Source organism: Sphingomonas jatrophae, assembly GCF_900113315.1.
In the GTDB taxonomy this organism is placed as follows: Bacteria; Pseudomonadota; Alphaproteobacteria; order Sphingomonadales; family Sphingomonadaceae; genus Sphingomonas_P; species Sphingomonas_P jatrophae.
On sequence record NZ_FOZG01000002.1, the window covers coordinates 795,721 to 819,297 of the forward strand.

At 68.1% G+C, this 23,577-nt stretch carries 30 protein-coding genes; 5 read left to right on the top strand and 25 right to left on the bottom strand.

What is annotated here, in order from left to right; all coding sequences use genetic code 11:
• The 15 genes from rpmC to BM360_RS13175 all read right to left on the bottom strand — a co-directional run bounded on the left by rpmC (nucleotide 1) and on the right by BM360_RS13175 (nucleotide 11,009).
• A complete protein-coding gene (rpmC, locus tag BM360_RS13105; protein WP_093315287.1) occupies nucleotides 1–204 on the bottom strand; it encodes a 50S ribosomal protein L29 in 204 nt (67 codons plus the stop codon).
• Nucleotides 205–209: 5 nt separating this feature from the next.
• Nucleotides 210–641, bottom strand: a complete 432-nt coding sequence (gene rplP, locus BM360_RS13110; protein WP_093315289.1) for a 50S ribosomal protein L16 — start codon at nucleotides 639–641, stop codon at nucleotides 210–212.
• 11 nt (nucleotides 642–652) lie between these two features.
• Complete coding sequence (gene rpsC, locus BM360_RS13115; RefSeq protein ID WP_093315291.1) at nucleotides 653–1,366, bottom strand: 30S ribosomal protein S3; 714 nt, start codon at nucleotides 1,364–1,366, stop codon at nucleotides 653–655.
• Nucleotide 1,367: 1 nt separating this feature from the next.
• Nucleotides 1,368–1,745: a 50S ribosomal protein L22 gene (rplV, locus tag BM360_RS13120; RefSeq protein WP_093315293.1), complete on the bottom strand. Its 378-nt coding sequence runs from the start codon at nucleotides 1,743–1,745 to the stop codon at nucleotides 1,368–1,370.
• Nucleotides 1,745–2,020: a 30S ribosomal protein S19 gene (gene rpsS, locus BM360_RS13125; protein ID WP_093315295.1), complete on the bottom strand. Its 276-nt coding sequence runs from the start codon at nucleotides 2,018–2,020 to the stop codon at nucleotides 1,745–1,747. Before rpsS ends, rplV begins: the two co-directional genes overlap by 1 nt.
• A gap of 3 nt (nucleotides 2,021–2,023) precedes the next feature.
• Nucleotides 2,024–2,860, bottom strand: coding sequence for a 50S ribosomal protein L2 (gene rplB / locus BM360_RS13130; RefSeq protein WP_093315298.1), 837 nt, complete (start codon nucleotides 2,858–2,860; stop codon nucleotides 2,024–2,026).
• Nucleotide 2,861: 1 nt separating this feature from the next.
• A complete protein-coding gene (locus BM360_RS13135) occupies nucleotides 2,862–3,179 on the bottom strand; it encodes a 50S ribosomal protein L23 (RefSeq protein WP_093315300.1) in 318 nt (105 codons plus the stop codon).
• A complete protein-coding gene (gene rplD, locus BM360_RS13140; RefSeq protein WP_093315302.1) occupies nucleotides 3,172–3,798 on the bottom strand; it encodes a 50S ribosomal protein L4 in 627 nt (208 codons plus the stop codon). Before rplD ends, BM360_RS13135 begins: the two co-directional genes overlap by 8 nt.
• 2 nt (nucleotides 3,799–3,800) lie before the next feature.
• On the bottom strand, nucleotides 3,801–4,697 hold the full coding sequence (rplC, locus tag BM360_RS13145; protein ID WP_093315304.1) for a 50S ribosomal protein L3: 897 nt from the start codon (nucleotides 4,695–4,697) through the stop codon (nucleotides 3,801–3,803).
• A 247-nt stretch (nucleotides 4,698–4,944) separates the two neighbouring features.
• Nucleotides 4,945–5,253: a 30S ribosomal protein S10 gene (gene rpsJ, locus BM360_RS13150; protein WP_093315306.1), complete on the bottom strand. Its 309-nt coding sequence runs from the start codon at nucleotides 5,251–5,253 to the stop codon at nucleotides 4,945–4,947.
• A 126-nt stretch (nucleotides 5,254–5,379) separates the two neighbouring features.
• Nucleotides 5,380–6,570: an elongation factor Tu gene (tuf, locus tag BM360_RS13155; RefSeq protein WP_093315308.1), complete on the bottom strand. Its 1,191-nt coding sequence runs from the start codon at nucleotides 6,568–6,570 to the stop codon at nucleotides 5,380–5,382.
• Between the two features lie 129 nt (nucleotides 6,571–6,699).
• A complete protein-coding gene (gene fusA / locus BM360_RS13160; RefSeq protein ID WP_093315310.1) occupies nucleotides 6,700–8,796 on the bottom strand; it encodes an elongation factor G in 2,097 nt (698 codons plus the stop codon).
• Between the two features lie 109 nt (nucleotides 8,797–8,905).
• Complete coding sequence (gene rpsG / locus BM360_RS13165) at nucleotides 8,906–9,376, bottom strand: 30S ribosomal protein S7 (RefSeq protein ID WP_093315313.1); 471 nt, start codon at nucleotides 9,374–9,376, stop codon at nucleotides 8,906–8,908.
• A gap of 46 nt (nucleotides 9,377–9,422) precedes the next feature.
• A complete protein-coding gene (rpsL, locus tag BM360_RS13170; protein WP_093316048.1) occupies nucleotides 9,423–9,794 on the bottom strand; it encodes a 30S ribosomal protein S12 in 372 nt (123 codons plus the stop codon).
• A 222-nt stretch (nucleotides 9,795–10,016) separates the two neighbouring features.
• On the bottom strand, nucleotides 10,017–11,009 hold the full coding sequence (locus BM360_RS13175; RefSeq protein ID WP_093315315.1) for an alpha/beta fold hydrolase: 993 nt from the start codon (nucleotides 11,007–11,009) through the stop codon (nucleotides 10,017–10,019).
• 193 nt (nucleotides 11,010–11,202) lie between these two features.
• Between BM360_RS13175 and BM360_RS13180 the strand changes: the two genes are divergently transcribed.
• A complete protein-coding gene (locus BM360_RS13180; RefSeq protein WP_093315317.1) occupies nucleotides 11,203–12,165 on the top strand; it encodes a CsgG/HfaB family protein in 963 nt (320 codons plus the stop codon).
• A 61-nt stretch (nucleotides 12,166–12,226) separates the two neighbouring features.
• Here the strand turns inward: BM360_RS13180 and BM360_RS13185 are convergent, their stop codons facing one another.
• Genes BM360_RS13185 through BM360_RS13195 form a run of 3 tightly spaced genes read right to left on the bottom strand, consistent with a single transcriptional unit; the run spans nucleotide 12,227 to nucleotide 14,261 of the window.
• On the bottom strand, nucleotides 12,227–12,754 hold the full coding sequence (locus BM360_RS13185; protein ID WP_093315319.1) for a phosphotransferase-like protein: 528 nt from the start codon (nucleotides 12,752–12,754) through the stop codon (nucleotides 12,227–12,229).
• A 14-nt stretch (nucleotides 12,755–12,768) separates the two neighbouring features.
• Nucleotides 12,769–12,984, bottom strand: a complete 216-nt coding sequence (locus BM360_RS13190; protein ID WP_131819270.1) for a hypothetical protein — start codon at nucleotides 12,982–12,984, stop codon at nucleotides 12,769–12,771.
• The gene (locus BM360_RS13195; protein ID WP_093315324.1) at nucleotides 12,981–14,261 is read right to left on the bottom strand and encodes a Xaa-Pro dipeptidase; all 1,281 of its coding nucleotides are present in this window, start codon (nucleotides 14,259–14,261) and stop codon (nucleotides 12,981–12,983) included. The genes BM360_RS13190 and BM360_RS13195 overlap by 4 nt, the downstream gene beginning before the upstream one ends.
• 75 nt (nucleotides 14,262–14,336) lie before the next feature.
• Between BM360_RS13195 and BM360_RS13200 the strand changes: the two genes are divergently transcribed.
• Nucleotides 14,337–14,795, top strand: a complete 459-nt coding sequence (locus tag BM360_RS13200) for a GFA family protein (RefSeq protein WP_093315327.1) — start codon at nucleotides 14,337–14,339, stop codon at nucleotides 14,793–14,795.
• A gap of 40 nt (nucleotides 14,796–14,835) precedes the next feature.
• Here the strand turns inward: BM360_RS13200 and lpdA are convergent, their stop codons facing one another.
• The 3 genes from lpdA to BM360_RS13215 form a co-directional block, all read right to left on the bottom strand.
• Nucleotides 14,836–16,254, bottom strand: a complete 1,419-nt coding sequence (lpdA, locus tag BM360_RS13205) for a dihydrolipoyl dehydrogenase (RefSeq protein ID WP_093315329.1) — start codon at nucleotides 16,252–16,254, stop codon at nucleotides 14,836–14,838.
• A gap of 118 nt (nucleotides 16,255–16,372) precedes the next feature.
• Nucleotides 16,373–16,585 carry a hypothetical protein gene (locus tag BM360_RS13210; RefSeq protein ID WP_093315331.1) on the bottom strand — a complete coding sequence of 71 codons (213 nt, stop codon included), beginning with the start codon at nucleotides 16,583–16,585 and terminating at the stop codon, nucleotides 16,373–16,375.
• An 85-nt stretch (nucleotides 16,586–16,670) separates the two neighbouring features.
• Nucleotides 16,671–18,044, bottom strand: coding sequence for a pyruvate dehydrogenase complex dihydrolipoamide acetyltransferase (locus tag BM360_RS13215; RefSeq protein ID WP_093315333.1), 1,374 nt, complete (start codon nucleotides 18,042–18,044; stop codon nucleotides 16,671–16,673).
• 122 nt (nucleotides 18,045–18,166) lie between these two features.
• Between BM360_RS13215 and BM360_RS13220 the strand changes: the two genes are divergently transcribed.
• A complete protein-coding gene (locus BM360_RS13220; protein ID WP_093315335.1) occupies nucleotides 18,167–18,622 on the top strand; it encodes a universal stress protein in 456 nt (151 codons plus the stop codon).
• 57 nt (nucleotides 18,623–18,679) lie between these two features.
• Nucleotides 18,680–19,954 (top strand): M20/M25/M40 family metallo-hydrolase, encoded by a 1,275-nt coding sequence (locus tag BM360_RS13225; RefSeq protein WP_093315336.1) that lies wholly within the window; start codon nucleotides 18,680–18,682, stop codon nucleotides 19,952–19,954.
• Nucleotides 19,955–19,976: 22 nt separating this feature from the next.
• Here the strand turns inward: BM360_RS13225 and BM360_RS13230 are convergent, their stop codons facing one another.
• The 4 genes from BM360_RS13230 to BM360_RS13245 form a co-directional block, all read right to left on the bottom strand.
• On the bottom strand, nucleotides 19,977–20,915 hold the full coding sequence (locus tag BM360_RS13230) for an RcnB family protein (protein WP_106407391.1): 939 nt from the start codon (nucleotides 20,913–20,915) through the stop codon (nucleotides 19,977–19,979).
• 116 nt (nucleotides 20,916–21,031) lie between these two features.
• A complete protein-coding gene (locus tag BM360_RS13235) occupies nucleotides 21,032–21,514 on the bottom strand; it encodes a GAF domain-containing protein (protein WP_093315338.1) in 483 nt (160 codons plus the stop codon).
• A 19-nt stretch (nucleotides 21,515–21,533) separates the two neighbouring features.
• Nucleotides 21,534–21,947 carry an alternative ribosome rescue aminoacyl-tRNA hydrolase ArfB gene (gene arfB, locus BM360_RS13240; RefSeq protein ID WP_093315340.1) on the bottom strand — a complete coding sequence of 138 codons (414 nt, stop codon included), beginning with the start codon at nucleotides 21,945–21,947 and terminating at the stop codon, nucleotides 21,534–21,536.
• Complete coding sequence (locus BM360_RS13245; protein WP_093315342.1) at nucleotides 21,934–22,587, bottom strand: RluA family pseudouridine synthase; 654 nt, start codon at nucleotides 22,585–22,587, stop codon at nucleotides 21,934–21,936. Before BM360_RS13245 ends, arfB begins: the two co-directional genes overlap by 14 nt.
• Before the next feature lie 178 nt (nucleotides 22,588–22,765).
• On the opposite strand from BM360_RS13245, the gene ctrA reads away from it, so the two are divergent.
• On the top strand, nucleotides 22,766–23,467 hold the full coding sequence (gene ctrA, locus BM360_RS13250) for a response regulator transcription factor CtrA (RefSeq protein ID WP_093315344.1): 702 nt from the start codon (nucleotides 22,766–22,768) through the stop codon (nucleotides 23,465–23,467).
• The last annotated feature ends 110 nt before the right edge of the window (nucleotides 23,468–23,577 follow it).

Sequence of the window (23,577 nt, forward strand, 5' to 3'; positions counted from 1 at the left end):
TTACTTGCCCGACGCAGCGATGCGCTGCGCCTGGAGCGTCTTGATCTGCGCGATGGTGCGACGCACCTCGCGCACGCGGCTGGGCTTCTCCAGCTGGCTGGTCGCGGCCTGGAAGCGCAGGTTGAACTGCTCCCGCTTCAGCTCGCCGAGCTGATCCATCAGCTCGCTGTCGCTCTTCGCGGTGAGGTTTTCGATCTTCGCCATCTTTCTTACACGGCCTCGTGCACGGACTCGCCCAGGCGGGCGACGACCTTGGTCTTGATCGGCAGCTTCTCCATCGCACGCTCGAAAGCGACGCGGGCGAGCGGGCCGGGGACGCCGTCCAGCTCGAACAGGATGCGGCCGGGCTTCACGCGGGCGACCCAGAACTCAGGCGCGCCCTTGCCCGAGCCCATGCGGACTTCGGCGGGCTTCGACGAGACGGGCACGTCCGGGAAGATACGGATCCACAAGCGGCCTTGGCGCTTGATGTGGCGCGTTATCGCGCGGCGGGCCGCCTCGATCTGGCGGGCCGTGATACGATCCGGCTCCATCGCCTTCAGGCCGAACGCGCCGAAGTTCAGCGCGGTGCCACCCTTGGCGTCGCCGTGGATGCGGCCCTTGAAGGCCTTGCGGAATTTGGTGCGCTTTGGTTGCAGCATCTCTCAGTTCCTCAGCGACGGCGGTCGTCGTCGCGTGCGGGGCGCACGCCGGAGGTCTGGGCCTCCATCATCAGGCGATCCTGCGCGAGCGGATCATGGCCGAGGATCTCGCCCTTGAAGATCCACACCTTGACGCCGCAGACGCCATAAGCGGTGTGCGCTTCGGCTTCGGCATAGTCGACGTTGGCGCGAAGCGTGTGCAGCGGCACCCGGCCTTCGCGATACCATTCGGTCCGCGCGATCTCCGCGCCGCCGAGACGGCCGGCGCAGGTGATGCGGATGCCCTCGGCGCCGAGACGCAGCGCCGACTGCACCGCGCGCTTCATCGCACGACGGAAGGCGATACGACGCTCGAGCTGATCGGCGACCGACTGCGCGACGAGCTTGGCATCGATCTCGGGCTTGCGGATCTCGACGATGTTCAGCGACACGTCGGACGAGGTCATCTTGCCGAGCGTGCGGCGCAGCTTCTCGATGTCCGCGCCCTTCTTGCCGATGATCACGCCTGGGCGCGCGGCATAGACGGAGATGCGGCACAGCTTGGCCGGACGCTCGATCACCACCTTGGAGATGGCGGCCTGCGGCAGCGACGACATGATGTGCTTGCGGATCTTCAGATCCTCAAGCAGCAGCCGACCATAATCGGCGCCGTCGGCATACCAGCGGCTGTCCCAGGTGCGGTTGATCTGGAGCCGCATCCCGATCGGGTTGGATTTCTGACCCATCTTACGCCTCTTCCTGCTCGCGCACGACCACGCGGATGCGCGCGAACGGCTTGATGATGCGGGTCGAACGGCCGCGGGCGCGGGTGGCGAACCGCTTCATCACGATCGACTTGCCGACGCTCGCCTCCTGAACGACGAGCGCGTCGACATCCAGATTGTGGTTGTTCTCGGCGTTCGCAATGGCGCTCTGCAGCACCTTGCGGACGTCCACCGCCATCGCCTTCTTGGAGAAAGCGAGGATGTTCAGCGCGTCGCCGGCCTTCTTGCCGCGGATCAGGCCCGCGACGAGATTGAGCTTGTAGGGGCTGCCGCGCACGTTGGTGTTGACGGCAAGGGCTTCCTTGTCGCCCACCTTGCGGGGGGATGCAGGCTTGCTCATCAGCGCTTGCCCTTCTTGTCGGCGGCGTGACCCGGGAAGTAGCGCGTGGGCGCGAACTCGCCGAGCTTGTGGCCGACCATGTCCTCGTTGACCGACACCGGCACGAACTTGCGGCCATTATAGACGTTGAACGTCAGGCCGACGAAGTCGGGGAGGATGGTGGAGCGGCGCGACCAGGTCTTGATCGGCGCGCGGGCACCCTGCTCGTTGGCAACCTGCGCCTTCTTCAGCAGGCTGAGCTCGACGAACGGGCCTTTCCAGACGGAACGGGCCATCGCTTACCTCTTCTTCTTCGCGTGACGCGACCGGATGATCATCTTGTCGGTCGACTTATTGTGGCGGGTGCGCGCACCCTTGGTCGGCTTGCCCCAAGGCGTGACCGGATGACGGCCGCCCGAGGTCCGGCCCTCACCACCGCCGTGCGGGTGGTCGACCGGGTTCTTCGCGACGCCGCGCGTCAGCGGGCGCTTGCCCAGCCAGCGGTTGCGGCCGGCCTTGGCGAGGTTCTGGTTGGCGTTGTCAGGGTTCGACACCGCACCCACCGTGCACATGCAGTCGGAGCGGACATAGCGCTGCTCGCCCGAGTTCAGGCGAACCATGACCATGCCCTTGTCACGGCCGACGACCTGCACATAGGTGCCCGCCGCCCGCGCGATCTGACCGCCCTTGCCGGGCTTCATCTCGACATTGTGGACGATCGTGCCGACCGGCGCCTGGCCGATCTCCATCGCATTGCCCGGCTTCACGTCGGTGCGCTTGGCGGCGACGACCTGGTCGCCCGCGGCGAGACGCTGCGGTGCGAGGATGTAGGCCAGCTCGCCGTCCTCATACTTCACCAGCGCGATGAAGGCGGAACGGTTGGGATCATATTCCAGCCGCTCGACGGTGGCCGGCTGATCCCACTTGCGCCGCTTGAAGTCGACGTAGCGATACTTCTGCTTGTGGCCGCCCGCGATGCCGCGCGCGGTGGCGTGGCCCTGGTTGTTGCGGCCACCCGACTTGCGCTTGCCCTCGGTCAGCGCCTTGACGGGCTTGCCCTTCCACAGCGACGACTTGTCGACGAGGATCAGGCCACGCCGCGCCGGCGAGGTCGGATTATAATGCTTGAGCGCCATCTCAGCGCACCCCTTCCGTCACGTCGATCGACTGGCCCTCGGCCAGCGTCACGATCGCCTTCTTGACGTCGGACCGCTTGTAATCGCGGCCCTTCCACTTCTTCGTCTTGCCCTTGACGACGATCGTGTTGACGCCCGTCACGGACACGCCGAACAGCGCCTCGACCGCCGCCTTGATGGCGGGCTTCGATGCCTTGTTGGCGACCTTGAAGACGACCGCGTTCTGCTCCGAGAGCAGGGTCGACTTCTCGGTGATGTGCGGCCCCAGCACCACGTCATAGTGGGCGAGCTCGACCGCGCCGGCCTGCTTCTTAGCCATTGAGGCGCGCCTCCAGCTTCTCGACCGCGGCGCGCGTCAGCACCAGCGTGTCATGCTTCAGGATGTCGTACACGTTCGCGCCGACCGCCGGCAGGAGGTTGACCCCCCGCAGGTTGCCGCTCGCATTCGCGAAGGAGACGTTGAGCGCGTCGCCGTCGATCACCAGCGTCTTCACGCCGACGTTCAGCGCGGCGAACTGGCCCGCCAGCGCCTTGGTCTTGCCGGCTTCCACGTCGAGGCCGTCGACCACGATCAGGCTGCCGTCCTTGGCCTTGCTGCTGAGCGCCATCTTGAGACCAAGCGCCCGGACCTTCTTGTTGAGGCTCGGGTTGAAGTCACGCAGACGGGCGCCGTGCGCCTTGCCGCCGCCGATGAAGACGGGAGCGCGGCGATCGCCGTGACGCGCCGTGCCGCCGCCCTTCTGGCGACCGAGCTTCTTGCCCGAGCGGGCCACGTCCGCACGCTCGCGCGTCGGACGGGCGGTGCCGCGGCGCTTCTCGAGCTGCCAGGTGACGACGCGGTGCAGGATGTCCGCACGCGGCTCGAGGCCGAAGATCGCGTCGGCGAGCTCGATGTCGCCGCCGGTCTCGCCGCCGAGGGTCTGAACCGAAACCTTCATGATCAGCCCTCCTTCTGGCCGGGGTTGTTGGGGGTGGCGTTGTCGATGTCGTTCACCGAGCCTTCCGCCGGCGCATCGCTGGGCGCGCCGCCGTCAGGACCGGCCTGCGCATCCGCCGCAGCGACGCCGGCCTGCACCTCATCGGCGCCCGGCAGCGGCGGCAGCTCGTGCACGGCACCCGCATCGACGAGGCCGGCCTCGGCATGTTCGATCACCGGAGCCTTGCGCTCCAGCAGACCCGCGGGGAACGGCGCATCGGCGTGACGATCGACCTTCGTCGCGTCCTTGACGAGCAGCCACGTGCCCTTGGAGCCGGGAACCGAACCGCGCACGAACAGCAGGCCGCGCTCGGCGTCCGTGCGGACGATCTCGAGGTTCTGCTGGGTGCGCTGACGGTCGCCCATGTGGCCGGCCATCTTCTTGTTCTTGAAGACCTTGCCCGGATCCTGGCGCTGGCCGGTCGAGCCGAGCGAGCGGTGCGAGACGGAGACGCCGTGGGTGGCACGCAGACCGCCGAAGCCCCAGCGCTTCATGCCGCCCTGGAAGCCCTTGCCCTGCGTGTGGCCCGACACGTCGACCAGCTGGCCGGCGACGAAATGGTCGGCCGACAGCTCGGCACCGACATCGAGCAGCCCGTCGGCATCGACGCGGAACTCCGCGAGGATCGCCTTTGGCTCGACCTCGGCCTTGCCGAAGTGGCCGCGCTGCGGCTTGGCGACGTTCTTCGCCTTCGCGGCGCCGGCACCCAGCTGAACTGCAGTATAGCCGTCGCGGTCGGCTTCCCGGCGGGCGACGACCTGCACGCCGTCCAGGTGCAGGACGGTCACGGGCACGTGCCGGCCATCCTCCTGGAACAGGCGGGTCATCCCCATTTTCTTCGCGATCACGCCAGTGCGCATGATCCACTCACTCCCCAACAGAGGCCCGCAATCCTGCGGGCGTGCTCCAACGAAAAAGGCCCCGGTCATCCGGAGCCTCCAACCCATGCCGAAATTCCCCCGCCCCGGGCTGGTTTTCACCGAAGGTGAAAGGCGGGGACTCGGTCGCCAGCGAGCTGGCCGGTATCCCTGTCACTCCCATCGTTTCCGGAGCAGCGCCCCAAAAACGAACGCGGGCAGTGAATCACCGCCCGCGGAAGCCGGCCTATTACGCCAGCTTGATCTCGACGTCAACGCCGGCCGCGAGGTCCAGCTTCATCAGCGCGTCGACGGTCTGCGGCGTCGGCTGCACGATGTCGAGCAGGCGCTTGTAGGTGCGAACCTCGAACTGCTCGCGCGACTTCTTGTCGATGTGCGGCCCACGGTTGACCGTGAACTTTTCGATGCGCGTCGGAAGAGGGATCGGACCGCGGATGAGCGCGCCGGTGCGGCGGGCGGTGTTGGCGATCTCGCCCGTGGCCTGATCGAGCACGCGGTGATCGAACGCCTTCAGGCGAATGCGGATGTTGCTGTCCATTGTCCCTACCGATGCGAAAGAGCCATGCCCCGTCCACAGTTGCCTGCGTTCAAGGGGCTTCCATAAAAAGCAAACCGGCCGACACCCCGTAAGGGTGCCGGCCGGCTCGTCAGGCTTGCGCCTATATTACTTCGAGATCGAAGCGACAACCCCTGCACCGACGGTGCGGCCACCCTCACGGATGGAGAAGCGCAGGCCCTCCTCCATGGCGATCGGGGCGATCAGCTTGACGCCGAGCTGCACGTTGTCGCCGGGCATGACCATCTCGGTGCCCTCGGGCAGCTCGACGGTGCCGGTCACGTCCGTGGTGCGGAAGTAGAACTGCGGACGGTAGTTGGCGAAGAACGGCGTGTGACGGCCACCCTCCTCCTTCGACAGCACGTAGACCTCGGAGGAGAAATCGGTGTGCGGCTTGATCGAGCCGGGCTTGCAGAGCACCTGACCACGCTCGACGTCGTCACGCGCCACGCCGCGCAGCAGCGCGCCGATGTTGTCGCCAGCCTGGCCCGAGTCGAGCAGCTTGCGGAACATCTCGACGCCGGTGACGGTCGTCTTGCGGGTGTCCTTGAGGCCGACGATCTCGACTTCCTCACCGACCTTGACCATGCCGGTCTCGACACGGCCGGTCACGACGGTGCCGCGACCCGAAATCGAGAACACGTCCTCGATCGGCATCAGGAACGGACGATCGAGCGGACGCTCCGGCTGCGGGATATACTCGTCCACGGCAGCCATCAGCTTCAGGACGGCCTGCTTGCCGATCTCGTCGTTGGTGCCGTCGAGCGCCTTCACCGCCGAACCCTGGATGACGGGGATGTCGTCGCCCGGGAAGTCGTAGGAGGAGAGCAGCTCGCGGATCTCGAGCTCGACGAGCTCGAGGATCTCGGCGTCGTCGACCAGGTCGACCTTGTTCATGAACACGACCAGCGCCGGCACGCCGACCTGGCGGGCGAGCAGGATGTGCTCGCGGGTCTGCGGCATCGGGCCGTCCGTCGCGGACACGACGAGGATGCCGCCGTCCATCTGCGCGGCGCCGGTGATCATGTTCTTCACATAATCGGCGTGGCCCGGGCAATCGACGTGCGCATAGTGGCGCGCCTGGGTCTCATACTCGACGTGCGCGGTCGAGATGGTGATGCCGCGCTCACGCTCCTCGGGAGCCTTGTCGATGTTGGCATAGTCGACGAAGGTCGCGCCGCCGGTCTCGGCGAGCACCTTGGTGATGGCGGCCGTGAGCGACGTCTTGCCGTGATCGACGTGCCCGATGGTGCCGATGTTGCAGTGCGGCTTGTTCCGCTCAAACTTAGCCTTCGCCATTTGGTCCTACCTTGCTTCGAATCTTTCGGGGGTGCGGGCGCACCCGCGAGAGAGCGCGCCCATAGCAGCTTTTTCGGCCGATACCAGCCTTCGGCGTCACGGGGCCAGGCGAGCCTGGCCCCGACTGCCTCAGCCCAGCTTCGCCTTCACTTCGTCGGCGACGTTCGACGGCACTTCCTCATAGTGAGAGAATTGCATCGTGTACTGCGCGCGACCCTGCGTGAACGAGCGCAGTTGGTTGACGTAACCGAACATGTTGGCGAGCGGCACCTGAGCCTCGACCGCCTGCGCGTTGCCGCGCGTATCGGTGCCCTGGATCTGCCCGCGCCGCGAGTTAAGGTCGCCGATCACGTCGCCGAGATAATCCTCGGGCGTCACCACCTCGACCTTCATGATCGGCTCGAGCAGCTTGATGCCTGCCTTCTGGGCAGCCTCGCGCATGCCGGCCCGACCGGTGATTTCGAACGCCAGCGCCGACGAATCGACGTCGTGATAAGCACCGTCATAGAGCGTCGCGGTGAAGTCGATGATCGGGAAGCCGATCAGCGAACCCGTTGCGGCGACCTCGCGGATGCCCTTCTCGACCGAGGGGATATACTCCTTCGGGATGTTGCCGCCCTTGACCTCGTCCTTGAAGACGACGCCCTGGCCGCGCTCGCCCGGCTCGACCGTGAACTTGATGCGGCCGAACTGACCCGAGCCACCCGACTGCTTCTTGTGGGTGTAGTCGACGTCGACCTTCTTCGCGAGGCTCTCGCGGTACGCCACCTGCGGCGCACCGACATTCGCCTCGACCTTGAACTCGCGCTTCATGCGATCGACGATGATCTCGAGGTGGAGCTCGCCCATCCCCTTGATGATCGTCTGGCCGCTCTCGGCGTCGGACGACACGCGGAAGGAGGGATCCTCGCGGGCGAGGCGATTGAGCGCGACGCCCATCTTCTCCTGGTCCGCCTTGGTCTTCGGCTCCACCGACAGCTCGATGACGGGCTCGGGGAACTCCATCCGCTCGAGGATGATCGGCGCGGTCGGCGCGCAGAGCGTGTCGCCCGTCGTCGTGTCCTTCAGGCCCGCCAGCGCGACGATGTCGCCCGCATAGGCCACCTGGATGTCCTCGCGCTCGTTCGCATGCATCAGCAGCATGCGGCCGACCTTCTCCTTCTTGTCCTTGACGGAGTTGGTCACCTGCGACGCCGCCTCGAGCTTGCCCGAATAGATGCGGGCGAAGGTCAGCGTGCCGACAAACGGATCATTCATGATCTTGAACGCCAGCGCCGAAAAGGGTGCATTGTCGTCCGACGGACGCTCGTCCGGCGTCTCGCCGTCGAGCTTCACGCCCTTGATGGCGGGCACGTCGAGCGGGGACGGCAGATAATCGACCACCGCGTCGAGCAGCGGCTGCACGCCCTTGTTCTTGAACGCGGAGCCGCACACCACCGGCACGAACGCCATGGAGAGCGTGCCCTTGCGGATCAGGCGCTTGAGCGTCGCCGTGTCGGGCTCGTTGCCCTCCAGATACTGCTCCATCACCTCGTCGTCGAGCTCGACCGCCATCTCGATCAGGTCGCTGCGATACTTGGCGGCCTTCTCGACCAGATCCTCGGGGATCTCGCGATATTCGAACTTCGCGCCCAGGCTCTCTTCCAGCCAGATGATCGCGCGGTTCTCGACCAGGTCGACGAGGCCCTTGAAGCCGCCTTCCATGCCGATCGGCAGGTACAGCACCGCCGGACGCGCGCCGAGGCGATCGATGATCGAGTTGACGCAGAAGTAGAAGTCCGCGCCGGTGCGATCCAGCTTGTTGACGAAGCACATGCGCGGCACGCCATACTTGTCGGCCTGGCGCCACACCGTCTCGGACTGCGGCTCGACGCCCGCGACGCCGTCGAAGCAGGCGACCGCGCCGTCCAGCACGCGCAGCGAACGCTCCACCTCGATGGTGAAGTCGACGTGGCCGGGCGTGTCGATGATGTTGATCAGGTGCTCGTCACCCTTGCCCTCGGCGGCGCGCCACTTGCACGTCGTCGCGGCGGAGGTGATGGTGATGCCCCGCTCCTGCTCCTGCTCCATCCAGTCCATCGTCGCGGTGCCTTCGTGCACTTCGCCGATCTTGTAGGACTTGCCGGTGTAATACAGGATGCGCTCGGTCGTCGTCGTCTTGCCGGCGTCGATGTGCGCCATGATGCCGATGTTGCGATAGCGGTCGAGCGGATGGCTGCGGGCCATGGTCGGACTTCCTTAGCGATGTGGGGAGCAGGCTGGTGGCCGGCTCCCCACGATATAGGTCAGAAGCGTGACGCTTCCAAGTTGGCAGCGGCGCCTTACAGCGCGGCCGTTACCAGCGGTAGTGGCTGAACGCGCGGTTCGCTTCCGCCATGCGGTGCGTGTCCTCGCGCTTCTTCACCGCGTTGCCGCGGTTGTTGGCCGCGTCCATCAGCTCGCCCGACAGGCGCGCGGACATGGTGTTCTCGCTGCGCGCACGGGCGGCGGCGATCAGCCAGCGGATGGCCAGCGCCTGCGAGCGATCGGGGCGAACCTCGACCGGCACCTGGTAGGTCGCACCGCCGACGCGGCGCGAGCGGACCTCGATGCCCGGGCGGATGTTGTTCAGCGCATCGTGGAACACGCCCAGCGGATCACGCTTGGCGCGCGTCTGCACCGTATCGAGCGCGGAATAGACGATGCCCTCGGCGACGGACTTCTTGCCGTCGAGCATGACGGAATTCATGAACTTGGAAAGGATGATATCCCCGAACTTCGGATCCGGCAGGATCTCGCGCTTTTCGGGACGACGACGACGGGCCATCTCGGCCTCCTTCTAGAAATCAGCTTAGCGAAAGAACCGGAGCGACTTACTTCGGGCGCTTGGCGCCGTACTTGGAGCGGCTCTGCTTGCGGTTCTTCACACCCTGCGTGTCGAGCACGCCGCGCAGCACGTGATAGCGGACACCGGGCAAGTCGCGAACGCGGCCGCCGCGGATCAGCACCACCGAGTGCTCCTGCAGGTTGTGCCCCTCGCCGGGGATGTAGCTGATGACTTCGCGCTGGTTGGTCAGGCGGATCTTGGCCACCTTGCGCAGCGCCGAGTTCGGCTTCTTCGGCGTCGTCGTGTAGACGCGCGTGCAGACACCGCGCTTCTGCGGGTTCTGCTCCATCGCAGGCACCTTGGACTTGGCCTTCTGCGGCTCGCGACCCTTGCGGATCAGCTGGTTGATCGTCGGCATGAAGCCCTTCACCTCGTTTGCGGTTACTTTACCGGTGCCCGATCCCGCGCCCCGGCCCGCGTGGACCGGAAACGCAAAAGGGACTCTGGAAGCGGCCAAACCGGTCGCCCCGAGCCCCACATCGCATCGGCAATGTTCAAGCGCCCGGCGAACTTCAGTCCTCCGGGCGTGCGGCCCTATAGCCAGCAGGGCCCCGCCGGTCAACCGACCGGCCGGACAGCCCTATTTGCGCAGCGTCTCCAGCAGCGCCGATTCGAACCGGGCCGGCGCCTCCACCTGCGGCGCATGGCCGAGATCAACGAAGCGGACGACATCGGCGCGCGCAATCTGTGCCGCCACCCGATCGACCAGCGACGGCACCGGCAGGATGCGATCGCGAATCGCGGCGGGCGCCCGGTTGCGGCCAAAGGCGGTGCGGTCGAGCATGCCGATCAGCATCGTCACGGGCATCTTCAGCCGGCCCCACTCGTACGCGACGGGCTGCGTCTGGATCATCTCGGAGGTGCGCGCCTGCGCCTCACGCACCGTCTCACCGCCGGACGCACGATACTGGCCGGCCAGCATCGCCGCCCAGCGATCGTACGCGGGCAGCCAGCGATCGTGATAATAATTGCTCTGCTGATACGCCTTGATGCTGGCGAAGTCGGTGCGCTGCTCCTCACGCTTCAGCTGCGCCAGATCGGCATAGGGCACGCCCTGCGCGGTGCGATCGACGAGACCGATCGGATTGACCAGCACCAGCCGCTCCACCCGCTCGGGCCAGAGCAGCGCGAGGCGCGTCGCGATCATGCCGCCCATCGAATGGCCGACCAGCGTGGCGCGCTTCACCCCCGCTGCATCCAGCAGCGCACGCGTATTCGCGGCGAGGCCGGCTACCGAATATTGGTAACCGACCGGCTTCGGGCTTTTGCAGAAGCCGATCTGGTCGGGGATCAGCACGCGGTGGCCTGCGCGGGCGAGCGCTCGCGCGCTGCTCTCCCACGTCGCGCCGCAGAAGTTCTTGCCGTGCATGAGCACCACCGTCTTGCCCGACGGCGCGGCGGTTGGCGCCACGTCCATATAGGCCATGCCCAGGGTCGCGCCCTGCGGCGCCAGCTCCAGCCGGTGGACTGGGAAGGGATAAGCGAACCGTTCGAGGTTGGCGCCGATGTCCGGGCCGGACGTCGGGGCGGCGGCGAGAGCGGCTGCGGCGGCGAGCAGGAAAGGCGCGATCATACCGGCTCCATAACATCCGTTTCGGAGCTTTGCGCCCCTGTGATTCGCGTCATTGTCGCTTCGCCGCACCAGGCGCAGCCTTCGTCGTGCGGCGTCATCCCGGGCGACGCGCGGCACGGCCTTGTCGCAGCCGCGTGGCGGGCCCCCGGGGGCGGCGGATAGCGCCGGTGCCGACAAACCAGGGGATCACGCAATGTCCAACCGTTTCTTCGTCGGCGCGGCCGCCGCACTCGCTACCCTCCTCGCCTCCACCGCCGTCCAGGCCGGCCCGGCCAAGCCGAGCAAGGTGCAGAAGATGCAGACCGCCGCCGCCGCCGACGTGCCGAAATGCGCGCGCAAGATCGGCACGCTCTCCATCGCCAATGGCGACGATCCGTCGGGCTGGTCGCAGTTCAGCCTCGCGCCGCCGGCCAAGCTGCTGAAGGTGCTGGTGCAGCGCTCCGGCTGCTTCAACCTGGTCGACCGGGGCACCGGCCTCAACGCCGCGCAGCTGGAGCGCGACATTGGCGGCGGCATGGGCCTGCAGCGCGGATCCAATGTCGGCCGCGGCCAGATCAAGTCGGCCGACTATGTCCTCGTCGCCGAAGTGCAGGCGGCGGACAAGAATGCCGGCGGCTCCGGCATCGGCGCGGGCCTCGGCCGTGCGGTGGGCGGCTGGATGGGCGGCATCGTCGGCGGCATCGGCTCCAAGAAGCTGGAGGCGAACACCGTCCTCTCGCTCACCAACGTCCGCACGACGGAGACGGTGGCGGTGGAGGAAGGCCATGCCGCCAAGAACGACATCACCTTCGGCGGCGGCGCGCTGACCGGGCTCGGCAATGGCTGGGGCGCGGGCGCGATCGGCGGCGGCTATGAGGATACGGACATTGGCCGCATCGTCACGCTCGCCTTCATCGAGGCCTATTCCAAGCTGGTCCAGGGCATTGGCGGGCTCCAGCCGGGCGCGGCCGAGGCGGCCCCCGCCAAGGCGTTCCGCGCGACCGCGCTGGTCAGCCTGCGCAAGGCGCCCAACCCCAAGGGCGCGCTGATCCGCACCCTGCCCGCGGGCAGCGAAGTCTATCCCACCGGCAACAAGGAGGGCATGTGGTGGGAAGTGGCCGACGAAAACGACAATGTCGGCTGGACCCTCAACACCAAGCTTGCGCCGTCGAGCTGATCCCCCTTCGGCACGGCGCTCGGGGCGGGGCGGCAGGCGCGAGCCTGTCGCCCCGTTCGCGTCAGCGCTCCATTAGCGCCACGATCTGCGCCGCCGCATCCTCAGGCGAGGTACTGCCGCTGTCGATCGCCAGATCGGGCGTCGGCATCGCGGCCATGCAGCGGTCGAACTCACTTGCGTGCGTTGCGAACAGCGCCGGATCGCGCAACTTGCCGAAGGCGGCGCGGCCGGGCTCGACCAGCCGCCGCGCCTGCTCGTCCCGCTCCAGCGTCAGCGCGACGAAGATCGTGCGCCCGCCGCAGCGCTCCACCAGCCCGCGCACACGCTCGGGGAAGTCCGCCGCGACGCTCGCCTCCGGCGCGAAGGTGAAGATGAGCGAGCGGCCGTCCCGCGCCGCCGCCTCGATCACCTCCAGCCAGAACGCCTCGCGCAGGCGGATGAACGGCTCCGAGCCGAACGGAAACACCGCGGCGACGGCATCGACCACCAGGTGATTGTGGAACAGCGCCATGCCCGTGCGTGCCGCAAGAGCGCGCGCGACGGTCAGCTTGCCCGCCGCGACCTGGCCGTAGAGGAAGACAAGCTGCACGCCGTGCCCCGCGCCTAATCGGCCACGTCGCCCGCCGCATTGTCCGCCGCAATTTCCGCCGGAGCGGCGGCATTGGCGGTCTCCAGCCCGACCTCGTCGGACATGACCACCTCGTTCGAGATCATCATTCCCGCATTCTCGTCGATCGGCGGCGGTGCCGCGGCGTCGCACGCCGCGAGCGCCAGCGCCGCGAGCAGCATGCTTACACGCAGATGGAATTTCCGGCTCATCGTGCCTCCGGCCCCTTCGCCACCGCGCCGCCCTTCATCACGAAGACGACCCGCTCCAGCACGCGAATGTCGGCGAGCGGATCGCCGGACACTGCGATCAGGTCCGCCCACGCGCCGGGCGCGATCACGCCGACTTCGCCCTCCTGCCCCAGCGCCTTGGCGGCGCTCACCGTGGCCGCGCGGATCGCCTGTGCGGGCGTCATGCCCCACTCGACCATCTTGGCGAACTGCCGCGCATTGTCGCCATGCGGATAAACGCCCGCATCGGTGCCGAACAGCATCGGCACGCCCGCGCGCACCGCGCGGCGGAACGTCTCGCGCTGGAGCCGGCCGATCTTGCGCTCCTTCTCCAGGCTCTCGGGCAGCGTGCCGTTCGCCTCGCCGGTCGCCAGGATATAATCGTCGTTATAGATATCCATGTCGAACCACGTGCCTTTCTGCGCGGCGAGCTTGATCGTCGCGTCGGAGGCGAGGCTGCAATGTTCGATCGTGTCGATGCCCGCCTCGATCGCGGCGCGGATGCCGTCATCGCCATGCGCGTGCGCGGCGACCTTGAGGCCGAGCATATGCGCCTCGTCGGCGATGGCCTTCATCTCCTCGCCCGTCAGCTGCTGCGCGCCGACCGCGTCACCCAGCGAGAAGACGCCGCCCGTCGCGCAGATCTTGATCACGCGCGCGCCATATTTGTGCAGCCAGCGCACCTTGGCGCGCGCCTCGCCCGGCGAATCGATCACGCTCGGCTGCTTCTTGTCGAACGAGGGCGGGAAGCCGCCCTGATCGCAATGCCCGCCCGTCGCGCCCAGTGCATAGCCCGCGCCGACGATCCGCGGGCCGGGCACATAGCCGCCCTCGATCGCCTGCTTCAGCCCGATATCGCCGAAGTCGCTGGAGCCGACGTTGCGCACGGTGGTGAAGCCCGCCTGCAGCGTCGTCTTGGCATTGGCGACGCCGATGGCGGTCCAGAAGCTGTCGGTGAACTGCAAGCCGCGATAGCCGCCAATCTCGGCGACGCTGGTCAGGTGGACATGCATGTCGATCAGCCCGGGCAGGATCGTCATGTCGCCGAGATCGACGCGCCTGGCGCCCGCCGGAATGTTCGGCCGCGCGCCGCCTTGCGTCACCACCGAGACGATCTTGCCGTCCGTTTCGACGATCACCGGATCGGCGACGATGCGGCCGGCGACGGGATCGAACATCCGCGCGGCGGTGACGACGGTGGTTTCCGCCGCAGCGGGCACGGACAGGCAGGCAAGCAGGCAGGCGACGAGCAGGCGCATGGATTCCCCCGAAACAGGCCGTTTCGTCGCACCCTCGCGCTTGCGGCGCAACCGGGTTCAGCGCAGCCTTTCGCCATGAGCGACTTCACTTCCCGCGAGGGCGGCTGCCGCTGCGGCCGCGTCCGGTTCCGCATCACCGCGCCGCCGCTGATCTCGATGGCGTGCCATTGCCGGGGCTGTCAGCGGATGACGGCAAGCGCCTTCTCGCTGTCCATCGCGGTCCCGGCCGGCGCGCTGGAGATCCTCGCGGGCGAGACGGTGGCGGGCGGCGCGCAGGACGGCCGCGTGCCCTACCACCATCACCATTGCGGCTGGTGCAAGAGCTGGCTCTACACGCAGCCGCCGGCCGAGATGGGCTTCGTCAACGTGCGGACGACGATGCTCGACGATCCGTCGGGGCTCGATCCCTTCGTCGAGACGCAGACGGCAGAAAAGCTGACCTGGGCGCAGACGGGCGCGCCGCACAGCTTCGAGCGCTTCCCGCCGATGGACGCCTTCGGGCCGCTCGTCGCCGAATATCAGGCGCGGATCTGAGGCATCAAGGCGGGGGCGGCAGCGCGCCGCCCCCTACCCGTCAGATGTGCAGCGCCCGCCCGTAGGCCGCCAGCACGCTCTCGTGCATCATTTCGCTCAGCGTCGGGTGCGGGAACACCGTTTCCATCAGCTCGCCCTCGGTCGTCTCGAGCTGCTTGGCGACGGTATAGCCCTCGATCAGCTCGGTCACTTCCGCGCCGACCATGTGCGCGCCCAGCAGCTCGCCCGATTTGGCGTCGAACACCGTCTTCACGAAGCCTTCCGCCTCGCCGAGCGCGATCGCCTTGCCGTTGCCGATGAAGGGGAATTTGCCAACCTTCACCTCGCGTCCCTCCGCCTTCGCGCGCGCCTCGGTCAGGCCGACGCTGGCGACCTGCGGGCGCGAATAGGTGCAGCCGGGAATGTTGGCGACGTCCATCGGGTGCGGGTGGACATCCTTGTTGCCCAATGCCTGCGCGATCGCCTCGGCGGCGATCACGCCCTCATGGCTGGCCTTGTGCGCCAGCCAGGGCGGGCCGGTGATGTCGCCGATCGCCCAGATCCCCTCGACATTGGTGCGGCAGAGCCCATCCACCTTGATGTGCGAGCGCTGATCCTGCTCGATGCCGACGTCCTTCAGCCCGAGATCCTCGACGTTCGGCACGATGCCGATGGCGATGATGACGTGGCTGAACTTGTCGTCCTGCGCCTTGCCGTCCTTGTCCTTGATCGTCGCGACGACGCCGTCGGCCTGCGGCTTGATGCCCTGCACCGATGCGCCGGTCAGCAGCGTCATGCCCTGCTTGGTCAGCGCCTTGTGCATGAAGTCGGACACGTCGGCATCCTCGACGGGCAGGATGCGGTCCATCGTCTCGACCACGGTCACCTTGGCGCCCATGTCCGAATAGAAGGAAGCGAACTCGATCCCGATCGCGCCCGATCCGACGACGAGCAGCTTGGTCGGCATCTCCTTGGGCGTCATCGCGTGACGGTAGGTCCAGATGCGCTCGCCATCCGCCTTGGCGTTCGGCATTTCGCGCGCGCGGGCGCCCGTCGCGATGATGATGTGCTTGGCCGACAGCTCGGTCGTCTTGCCGCCGTCCGCGGCGACGGTCACGCGCCCCTTGCCGGTCAGCTTGCCGAAACCGGGGACGACGGTGATCTTGTTCTTCTTCATCAGCCCGGTGACGCCGCTGTTCAGCTGGCCCGCCACCTTGCGGCTGCGCTCGACGATCTTCGGCAGGTCGAAGCCGGCCTTGTCCACGCTGAGGCCATAGGCCCCGGCATGCTGCATATAATGGTAGATCTCGCTGGTGCGCAGCAACGCCTTGGTCGGGATGCAGCCCCAGTTGAGGCAGATGCCGCCCAGCTTCTCGCGCTCGACGATCGCCACCTTAAGCTTCAGCTGCGCAGCGCGGATCGCCGCGACATAGCCGCCGGGCCCGGAGCCCAGCACGATGAGGTCGTAGGTGTCGGCCATTGGGCGCTCCCCGAAGACAGGCGGTCGTGGAGACGAGCGGGCAGCCGCCGGTCCTCGCGATCGCGGAAGAGGTGGTTCGGGGCGCTGATGCCGCAGTGCGGCGCGCTTGGCTAGACCGTCAGCGATCCTCCGCCGCGCGGAGCAGCAGCCAGCCGAGCGCCGTGACGGTGACAAGAATGGGAATCGAGACGAGCAGCGCAGCGCCGCCGAGCGGTGGCCGATAGAGGCCGGCGCGCAGCATGCCGCTCAACATGCCGGCATCGTCCGCGAGCAGCGTCGGCACCGCCACCGCCGCGATCGTGCCGAGTGCTGCCGCCTTGAGGACCGCCATCCCGTCTCTCCCGCAGATGCAGGAATGACGGGATAGCAGATGGGGGTAAGCCGATGGTTAGCGGCTGGTTTCCGGAACTTACGGATCAGGCCAGCATGGCCAGCGGCGCTTCCACCATCCGCTTGAACGCGCCGAGCAGCTGCGCGCCGTCCGCCCCGTCGATCGCGCGGTGGTCGAAGCTGCCGGTGACGGTCATCACCGTCGCCATGTCCAGCTTGCCGTCGATCACATAAGGCCGCTGCTCGCCCGCCCCGACCGCGAGGATCATCGCCTGCGGCGGATTGATGACGGCGTCGAACTGCTTGATGCCCATCATGCCCATGTTGCTGATGGAGGCGGTGCCGCCCTGATATTCGTGCGGCTGGAGCTTGCCGTCGCGTGCCTTGGCGGCGAGCGTCTTCATCTCGGTGGCGATGGCCGACAGGCTCTTGGTACCCGCATCGACGATGATCGGCGTGATCAGCCCTGCCGGCAGCGACACGGCGACCGAGATGTCGGCACGGCTGTATTTCAGCAGCTTGTCGCCCGCGAACGAGACGTTGCAGGACGGCACTTCGAGCAGCGCCAGCGCCAGCGCCTTGATGAGGATGTCGTTCACCGACAGCTTGACGCCGCGGGGCTCCAGCGCCTCGTTCAGCTGGCCGCGCAGCTTCAGCAGCGCATCCAGCCGGCAATCCACCGTCAGGTAGATGTGCGGCACCTGCTGCTTCGATTCGGTCAGCCGGCGCGCGATCACCTTGCGCACGTTGGACAGCTTGATCTCTTCGTGCGGGATGTCGCTCGTGCCGGCCGCCGGAGCCGAAGCAGGCGCAGGCGCGGCTTCGGCCGCCGGGGCGGCGGGCTCGGCCGCCTTGGCCGGTGCGGGCGCCGCGGTGCCGGCCCTGGCACCCTCGACGTCGGCCTTGACGATGCGGCCGTTCGGGCCGGAGCCGGTGACGCTGGCAAGATCGAGGCCCTGCTGCGCGGCGATGCGGCGGGCCAGCGGGCTGGCGCGCAGCCGCTCGCCATCGTCGGCCTGGGCCTGCGCAGGCTTGGCCGGCAGTGCGGCTTCAGGCTTCGCCGCCGCCTTTGCCGGCGCGGAGTCCGGCACGACATCGTCGGCGGGGCTGGCGCCATAGCCCTTTTCGGCCGGTGCCTCAGCCTTCTGCTCGGCATCGGCAGCCGGCGCGGGCCTGGCAGCCTCCGTCTTCGCGGGCGCAGCGGCCTCGGCGTCCTCGCCCTGTTCCGCGATCAGGGCGATCAGCTCGCCCACCTTCACGCCTTCCGTGCCTTCCGCGACGACCAGCTTGGCGACGACGCCCTCGTCCACCGCCTCATATTCCATGGTCGCCTTGTCGGTCTCGATCTCGGCGAGGATGTCCCCCGATTTGACCGGATCGCCCTCCTTCACCAGCCATTTCGCCAGCGTGCCTTCCTCCATCGTCGGCGAAAGGGCCGGCATCTTGATCTCGATCGGCATGGAGCGGCTCTCCGGTTGGTCAGGCAGGGCTCCTCTCGCGCCCGGGGCGGCGAGCGTCAAGGCTGGCGGCTTGCGTCGTCGCCCCAGCCGACGCAATCTCGGGGCAGTCTGGGGGTTTAGACATGCGCACCTATCTGGTGGTGATCGACGAGAGCGCCGAGAGCCGCACCGCCCTGCGGTTCGCCGCGCGACGCGCCGCCAAGACCGGCGGCGGCGTCCGCATCCTCGCGCTCGTGCCCCAGGCGGAGTTCGTCCAGTGGGGCGGCGTGCAGGCGGCGATGGAGGAGGAAGCGCGGCTGCGCGCCGATGCCCTCGTCGCGCAGGTGGCGGGCGAGCTGATCGAGGAGACGGGTCTCCGCCCGATCATCGAGGTGCGCCAGGGCGATCCGGTGGCCGCGGTGCGCGAGACGCTGGCGGACGCCCCCGACATCGCGGCGCTGGTGCTGGGCGCGGCGGTGGGCGCCGGGCCGGGCCGGCTGGTCAGCCATTTCGCCGGCGCGGAGGTGGGGCAGATGCCCTGCCCCGTGATGATCGTGCCGGGCGCCCTGTCGGACGAGGCGCTCGACCGGCTGAGCTGATTATGCGGGCGGATCGAGGGACTTGCGCGGGCGCGGCGGCTGCGCCAGCGTCGGCCCATGATCCTGCCCCTACTCCTCGCCGCCGCCACGCCCGCCCCTGCCCCGTCCGAGGCGGAGCTGCGCCGCACGATCGAGGCGCTGGTCGGCTTCGGCACGCGCCACACGCTCTCGACGACGACCGATCCGAAGCGCGGCATCGGTGCGGCACGCAACTGGGGTGCGGCCCGCTTCGCCGCCATCTCCAGGGATTGCGGCGGCTGCCTGACGATCGAGCGCCCGGCCGAGCGCTTCACCGGCCCGCGCGCGCCCGACGGCGTCGTGGTGGAGGATGTGATCGCAATCCAGCGCGGCACCGGCGATCCGAACCGCGTCGTCATCATCCAGGCGCATATCGACAGCCGCGCCTCCGACGTGATGGACGCCAAGATCGACGCGCCGGGCGCCAATGACGACGCCTCCGGCTCGGCGCTGGTGGTCGAGGCGGCGCGGCTGCTGTCGCGGGAGAAGCATGCCGGCACCATCGTCTATGCGCTGCTGTCGGGCGAGGAACAGGGGCTGTGGGGCGGCAAGCTGCTCGCCGCGGAAGCGGGCAAGCGCGGCTGGCAGGTCGCGGCCGTGCTCAACAACGACATCGTCGGCAACATCCACGGCCAGGGCGGCCAGACCGACGCCAGCCACGTCCGCGTGTTCAGCGAAGGCATCCGCGCCGCGGAGGATGACGCGGCAACCAAGGCGCGCCGCGCCATCGGCGGCGAGGATGACGGCCCCTCGCGCGCGCTGGCCAAGGCGATCGCGCGCGTCGCGGGCGACCAGAAGCTGCTGCCCGCCATGCTCGTCCGCCGGCCCGACCGGTTCGGCCGCGGCGGCGATCACACGCCCTTCCTCGAGGCGGGCTATCCCGCCGTCCGCTTCTCGGAAGCAGCGGAGAATTACGACCGCCAGCACCAGGACTTGCGGACACAGGACGGCAAACGCTTCGGCGACACGATCGACGGCGTGGATTTTCCCTATCTCGCCCGCGTCACCGCGCTGAACGTCGCGGTGGCGCGCGAACTGGCCGGCGCGCCGGCCGCGCCTGCAACTGCGACCATCGCGGGCGCGGTAACCGCGGACACGATCGTGCGGTGGAGCACGGTGCCAGCCGCCGCAGGCTACCGCGTGCGCTGGCGCCCGGCGGACCGGATGGACTGGAGCGAACAGCGCGACGTGACGGGCAGCGAACTGAAGCTGCCCAACGTCAACATCGACGACCATGTCTTCGGCGTCTCCGCCCTGGCGGCGGACGGACGCGAAAGCCTCGTCACCTTTGCGGGGGCGGCACCCCGGCGCTGAGCCGGGGCGCGCGCTCAAGCCCTCAACAGCGGCAGAGCGTCTTGCCGCGTGCCGCCACCCGCTTGCGTGCGGGCGCGTGCCACACACGGCGCGGCGCCGAGACCGTCTCGTAGCTGGTCGTCGTCGTCGTCGTGGTCGTGACCTGCGGCGCCGTCTGCACCGTCACGATCGTGGCGCCGCCGGGCGTCTCCACCACGGTGGTGCCCGGTGCCGGGCTGTAGCGATAGGGTGCCGACGAATAGCTGTCGTAGCGATAGCCAGGCCGCATCGGCGGCGGCGGCATCAGCGGCCCGCCGGGGGCGACCGGCGGGTAAGCGCGTGCATCGCGATCATGCTTGCCGCCCTTGCCGCGCTTCCAGTCGCCGCGATAGCCGACGGCATCGTCGGCATATTCGACGCCGTCGTCGAAGCCGTCGTCATAGCCATCCTCGTAGCCGTCGTCATAAGCGGCGCCCGCGCTTGCCGTCGTCGAGCGGCGATCCCAGTCGATCCCGCCGCGCCAATCCCGCACGCGGCCGGCACCATCCACCATCACGGCATCGTCATAATAGCGATACCAGTTATAGCCGGCGGCCGGCGCACTGAGGCCCCATCCGCCCCAGTTGGAGATGTAGTAATTGGGCGCGATCCACGTGCGCGGCACGTAATAGCCGACGAACGGACGGCGATAGCCGGCAAAGCCGCCCTGCCAGCGACCGGCGAAACCGGGATGGCCGACCCAGCCACCCGGACGGACGCCGCCGGGCACACCGGGATGCACGCCGCCGGCAAAGCCCGGCCGGATGCCGCCGGGCTGCGGCATGGGCCGTACGCCCCCGGTCCAGCCGCCGGGCCCCCAGCCGCCGCCCGGCCGCACCATCGGGCCATGGCCGACATTCATCGTCGCAGGTGCGCCGCCGGCCACCGCCATTGCGGGGACGAACGCCACCGCCGCCGCCAGCATTCCGATCAGCACCCGCATATCGCACCGCTCCCAAAGCACGCCGCCGCAAACGGACGGAATGGTTAGCGGTTGCGTAACATTTCGGAGGGCGGCTGTGCCAGAAAGGGTGCGCGGCGCGCCTGTCTCTATTTGGGTCAGCCGATCCGCGTCGCCAGCAGGGCGGCGATCGCCTCCACCCCGACGCGGTCGGCATCGTCGAAGCGGCCCGCGACGGGGCTATCCAGGTCGATCACGCCGAGCAGACGGCCATCCTGCACGACGGGCACGACCAGCTCGGACGCGGATGCGGCATCGCAGGCGATGTGGCCCGGAAAGGCATGCACATCCGCCACCACCTGCGATTGGAGCGTCGCCGCCGCCGCTCCGCACACGCCCTTACCGAAGGCGATGCGGATGCACGCCGCCTTTCCCTGGAACGGGCCGAGCACCAGTTCCCCGTCCACCGCACGGTAGAAGCCGGCCCAGTTCAGCTCGGGCAGATATTCCCACAGCAAGGCGGCGGCGTTCGCCATGTTGGCCACGGGGTCGGGCTCGCCCGAGGTGATCGCGTCCACCGCGGCGAGCAGGTCGCGGTAGAGCGCGGCCTTGTCGGCCGTGTCGATATCGAACTGGTACATGGCAATCCTCGTGATGGGCTCAGTCGAAGCCGGGCTTGCGCCGGCCGGCCTTGATCGCACCGCGCGCCGCCTTGCTCTCGACGCGCTTGGCCTTGGCCGCGCGGCTGGGCTTGGTGGCGACGCGCTTGATCGGGCGGACATGGGCGCGCGCGACCAGATCCGCCAGCCGCGCCCGCGCCGCCGTGCGATTCGCCTCGCGCGTGCGATGCTCGCGCGCGGTGACGAGGATCTCGCCCTCGCCGGTCCAGCGGCTTCCCGCCAGATCCTTCAGCCGGCGATAGACATCGGGCGCGAGGCGCAGCGCATAGACGTCGAGCCGCAGCTGCACGGCCGTCGCCACCTTGTTGACGTTCTGCCCGCCGGGGCCGGTGGCGGCGAGGAAGCGCTCCTCCAGCGCCGATTCGGGCAGCGGCGGCGGCTCAGGCGACGGCATCGGCGAAGTCGGCGAAGGTGGGCGGCAGCGGCGCTTCGGCCGAGATGGCGGGCTTGGACGGGCGCGGCACCTCCAGTTGCCAGGCATGGAGCAGCATCGCGCGCCCGCCCCGGCCGTAGACGGGATCGCCGACGATGGCATGGCCGATGCCCGCGGCCGCATGGACGCGCAGTTGATGGGTGCGCCCGGTCTCCGGCGCGAAGCGGACCAGCGCGCGCCCGCCGCGCGCCGCCAGCAGGGTCCAGCCGGTGCGTGCCGCCTTCCCCTTGGGCGAGGGCACCATCCGCCACCCCGCCTCGCGCGTCGACACCTTGGCGAGCGGCAGGTCGATCATGCCCGATTTGTCCTGCGGCACGCCGTCGAGCACGGCGAGATAGGTCTTGCGCACCTCCCCGGCCTCGAATGCGGCGGACAGGCGGGCATGCGCCTTGGGATTGCGCGCGAGCAGGAGGCAGCCGCTCGTATCGCGATCGAGCCGGTGGACGGCACTTGGACGGCGAATAAATCCGAAACGGAGAGAATCGAGGTGATTCTCCACCGCCAGCGCGCCATCCCGCGGCGCATCGACCGGCAGGCCCGCCGGCTTGTCGAGCACCATGGCCTCGGCGTCTATGAAGAGGATGCGGTCAGCAAGCAGCATGTTGGATTTTGTTCCCGTATTTTCTTGATGCCGCCGCTTGATGCATCGACGCAACATATTCAGGTCAAAGCGCTTTACCTGCCGTTAACCTTTTGCCTTCACTGATGCGATGGTTAATGAGGTCGTCGGTCGTGCCGTAGGGACGCGGCAGCTTGGCGAGCGAACAGGGATCTGGCTTATGCGCGTGCTGCTCATCGAAGACGATCCGTCGACCGCCAAGGCGATCGAGCTGATGTTGGGGGCCGAAGGCTTCAACGTCTACACCACCGATCTTGGCGAGGAGGGCTTGGACCTCGGCAAGCTCTACGATTACGACATCATCTGCCTCGATCTCAACCTGCCGGACATGCACGGCTATGACGTGCTGAAGAAGCTGCGCGTCGCCAAGGTGCAGACGCCGGTGATGATCCTGTCGGGCATTGGCGAGCTGGACAGCAAGGTCCGCGCGCTCGGCTTCGGGGCGGACGATTACATCACCAAGCCGTTCCACCGGGACGAGCTGGTCGCGCGCATCCACGCGGTCGTGCGCCGCTCCAAGGGCCATTCGCAGTCGGTCATCCGCACCGGCAAGCTGGCGGTGAACCTCGACGCGAAGACGGTCGAAGTCGACGGCGCGCGGGTCCACCTGACCGGCAAGGAATATGCGATGCTGGAGCTGCTGTCGCTCCGCAAGGGCACCACGCTGACCAAGGAGATGTTCCTCAACCATCTCTATGGCGGCATGGACGAGCCCGAACTGAAGATCATCGACGTGTTCATCTGCAAGCTGCGCAAGAAGCTGAGCCTCGCGTGCGGCGGCGAGAACTATATCGAGACGGTGTGGGGCCGCGGCTATGTGCTGCGCGAGCCGGACGAGGCGGATATCGCGCGGGTGGCCTGACGGCCGCCTGACGCTCTTTCCTTATCGATCTGTCGTCACCCTGAACTTGTTTCAGGGTCCACCGTCGTGCCCGGCCCGGCGGTTCCAAGATGCGCCGGCCCGTGGATGCT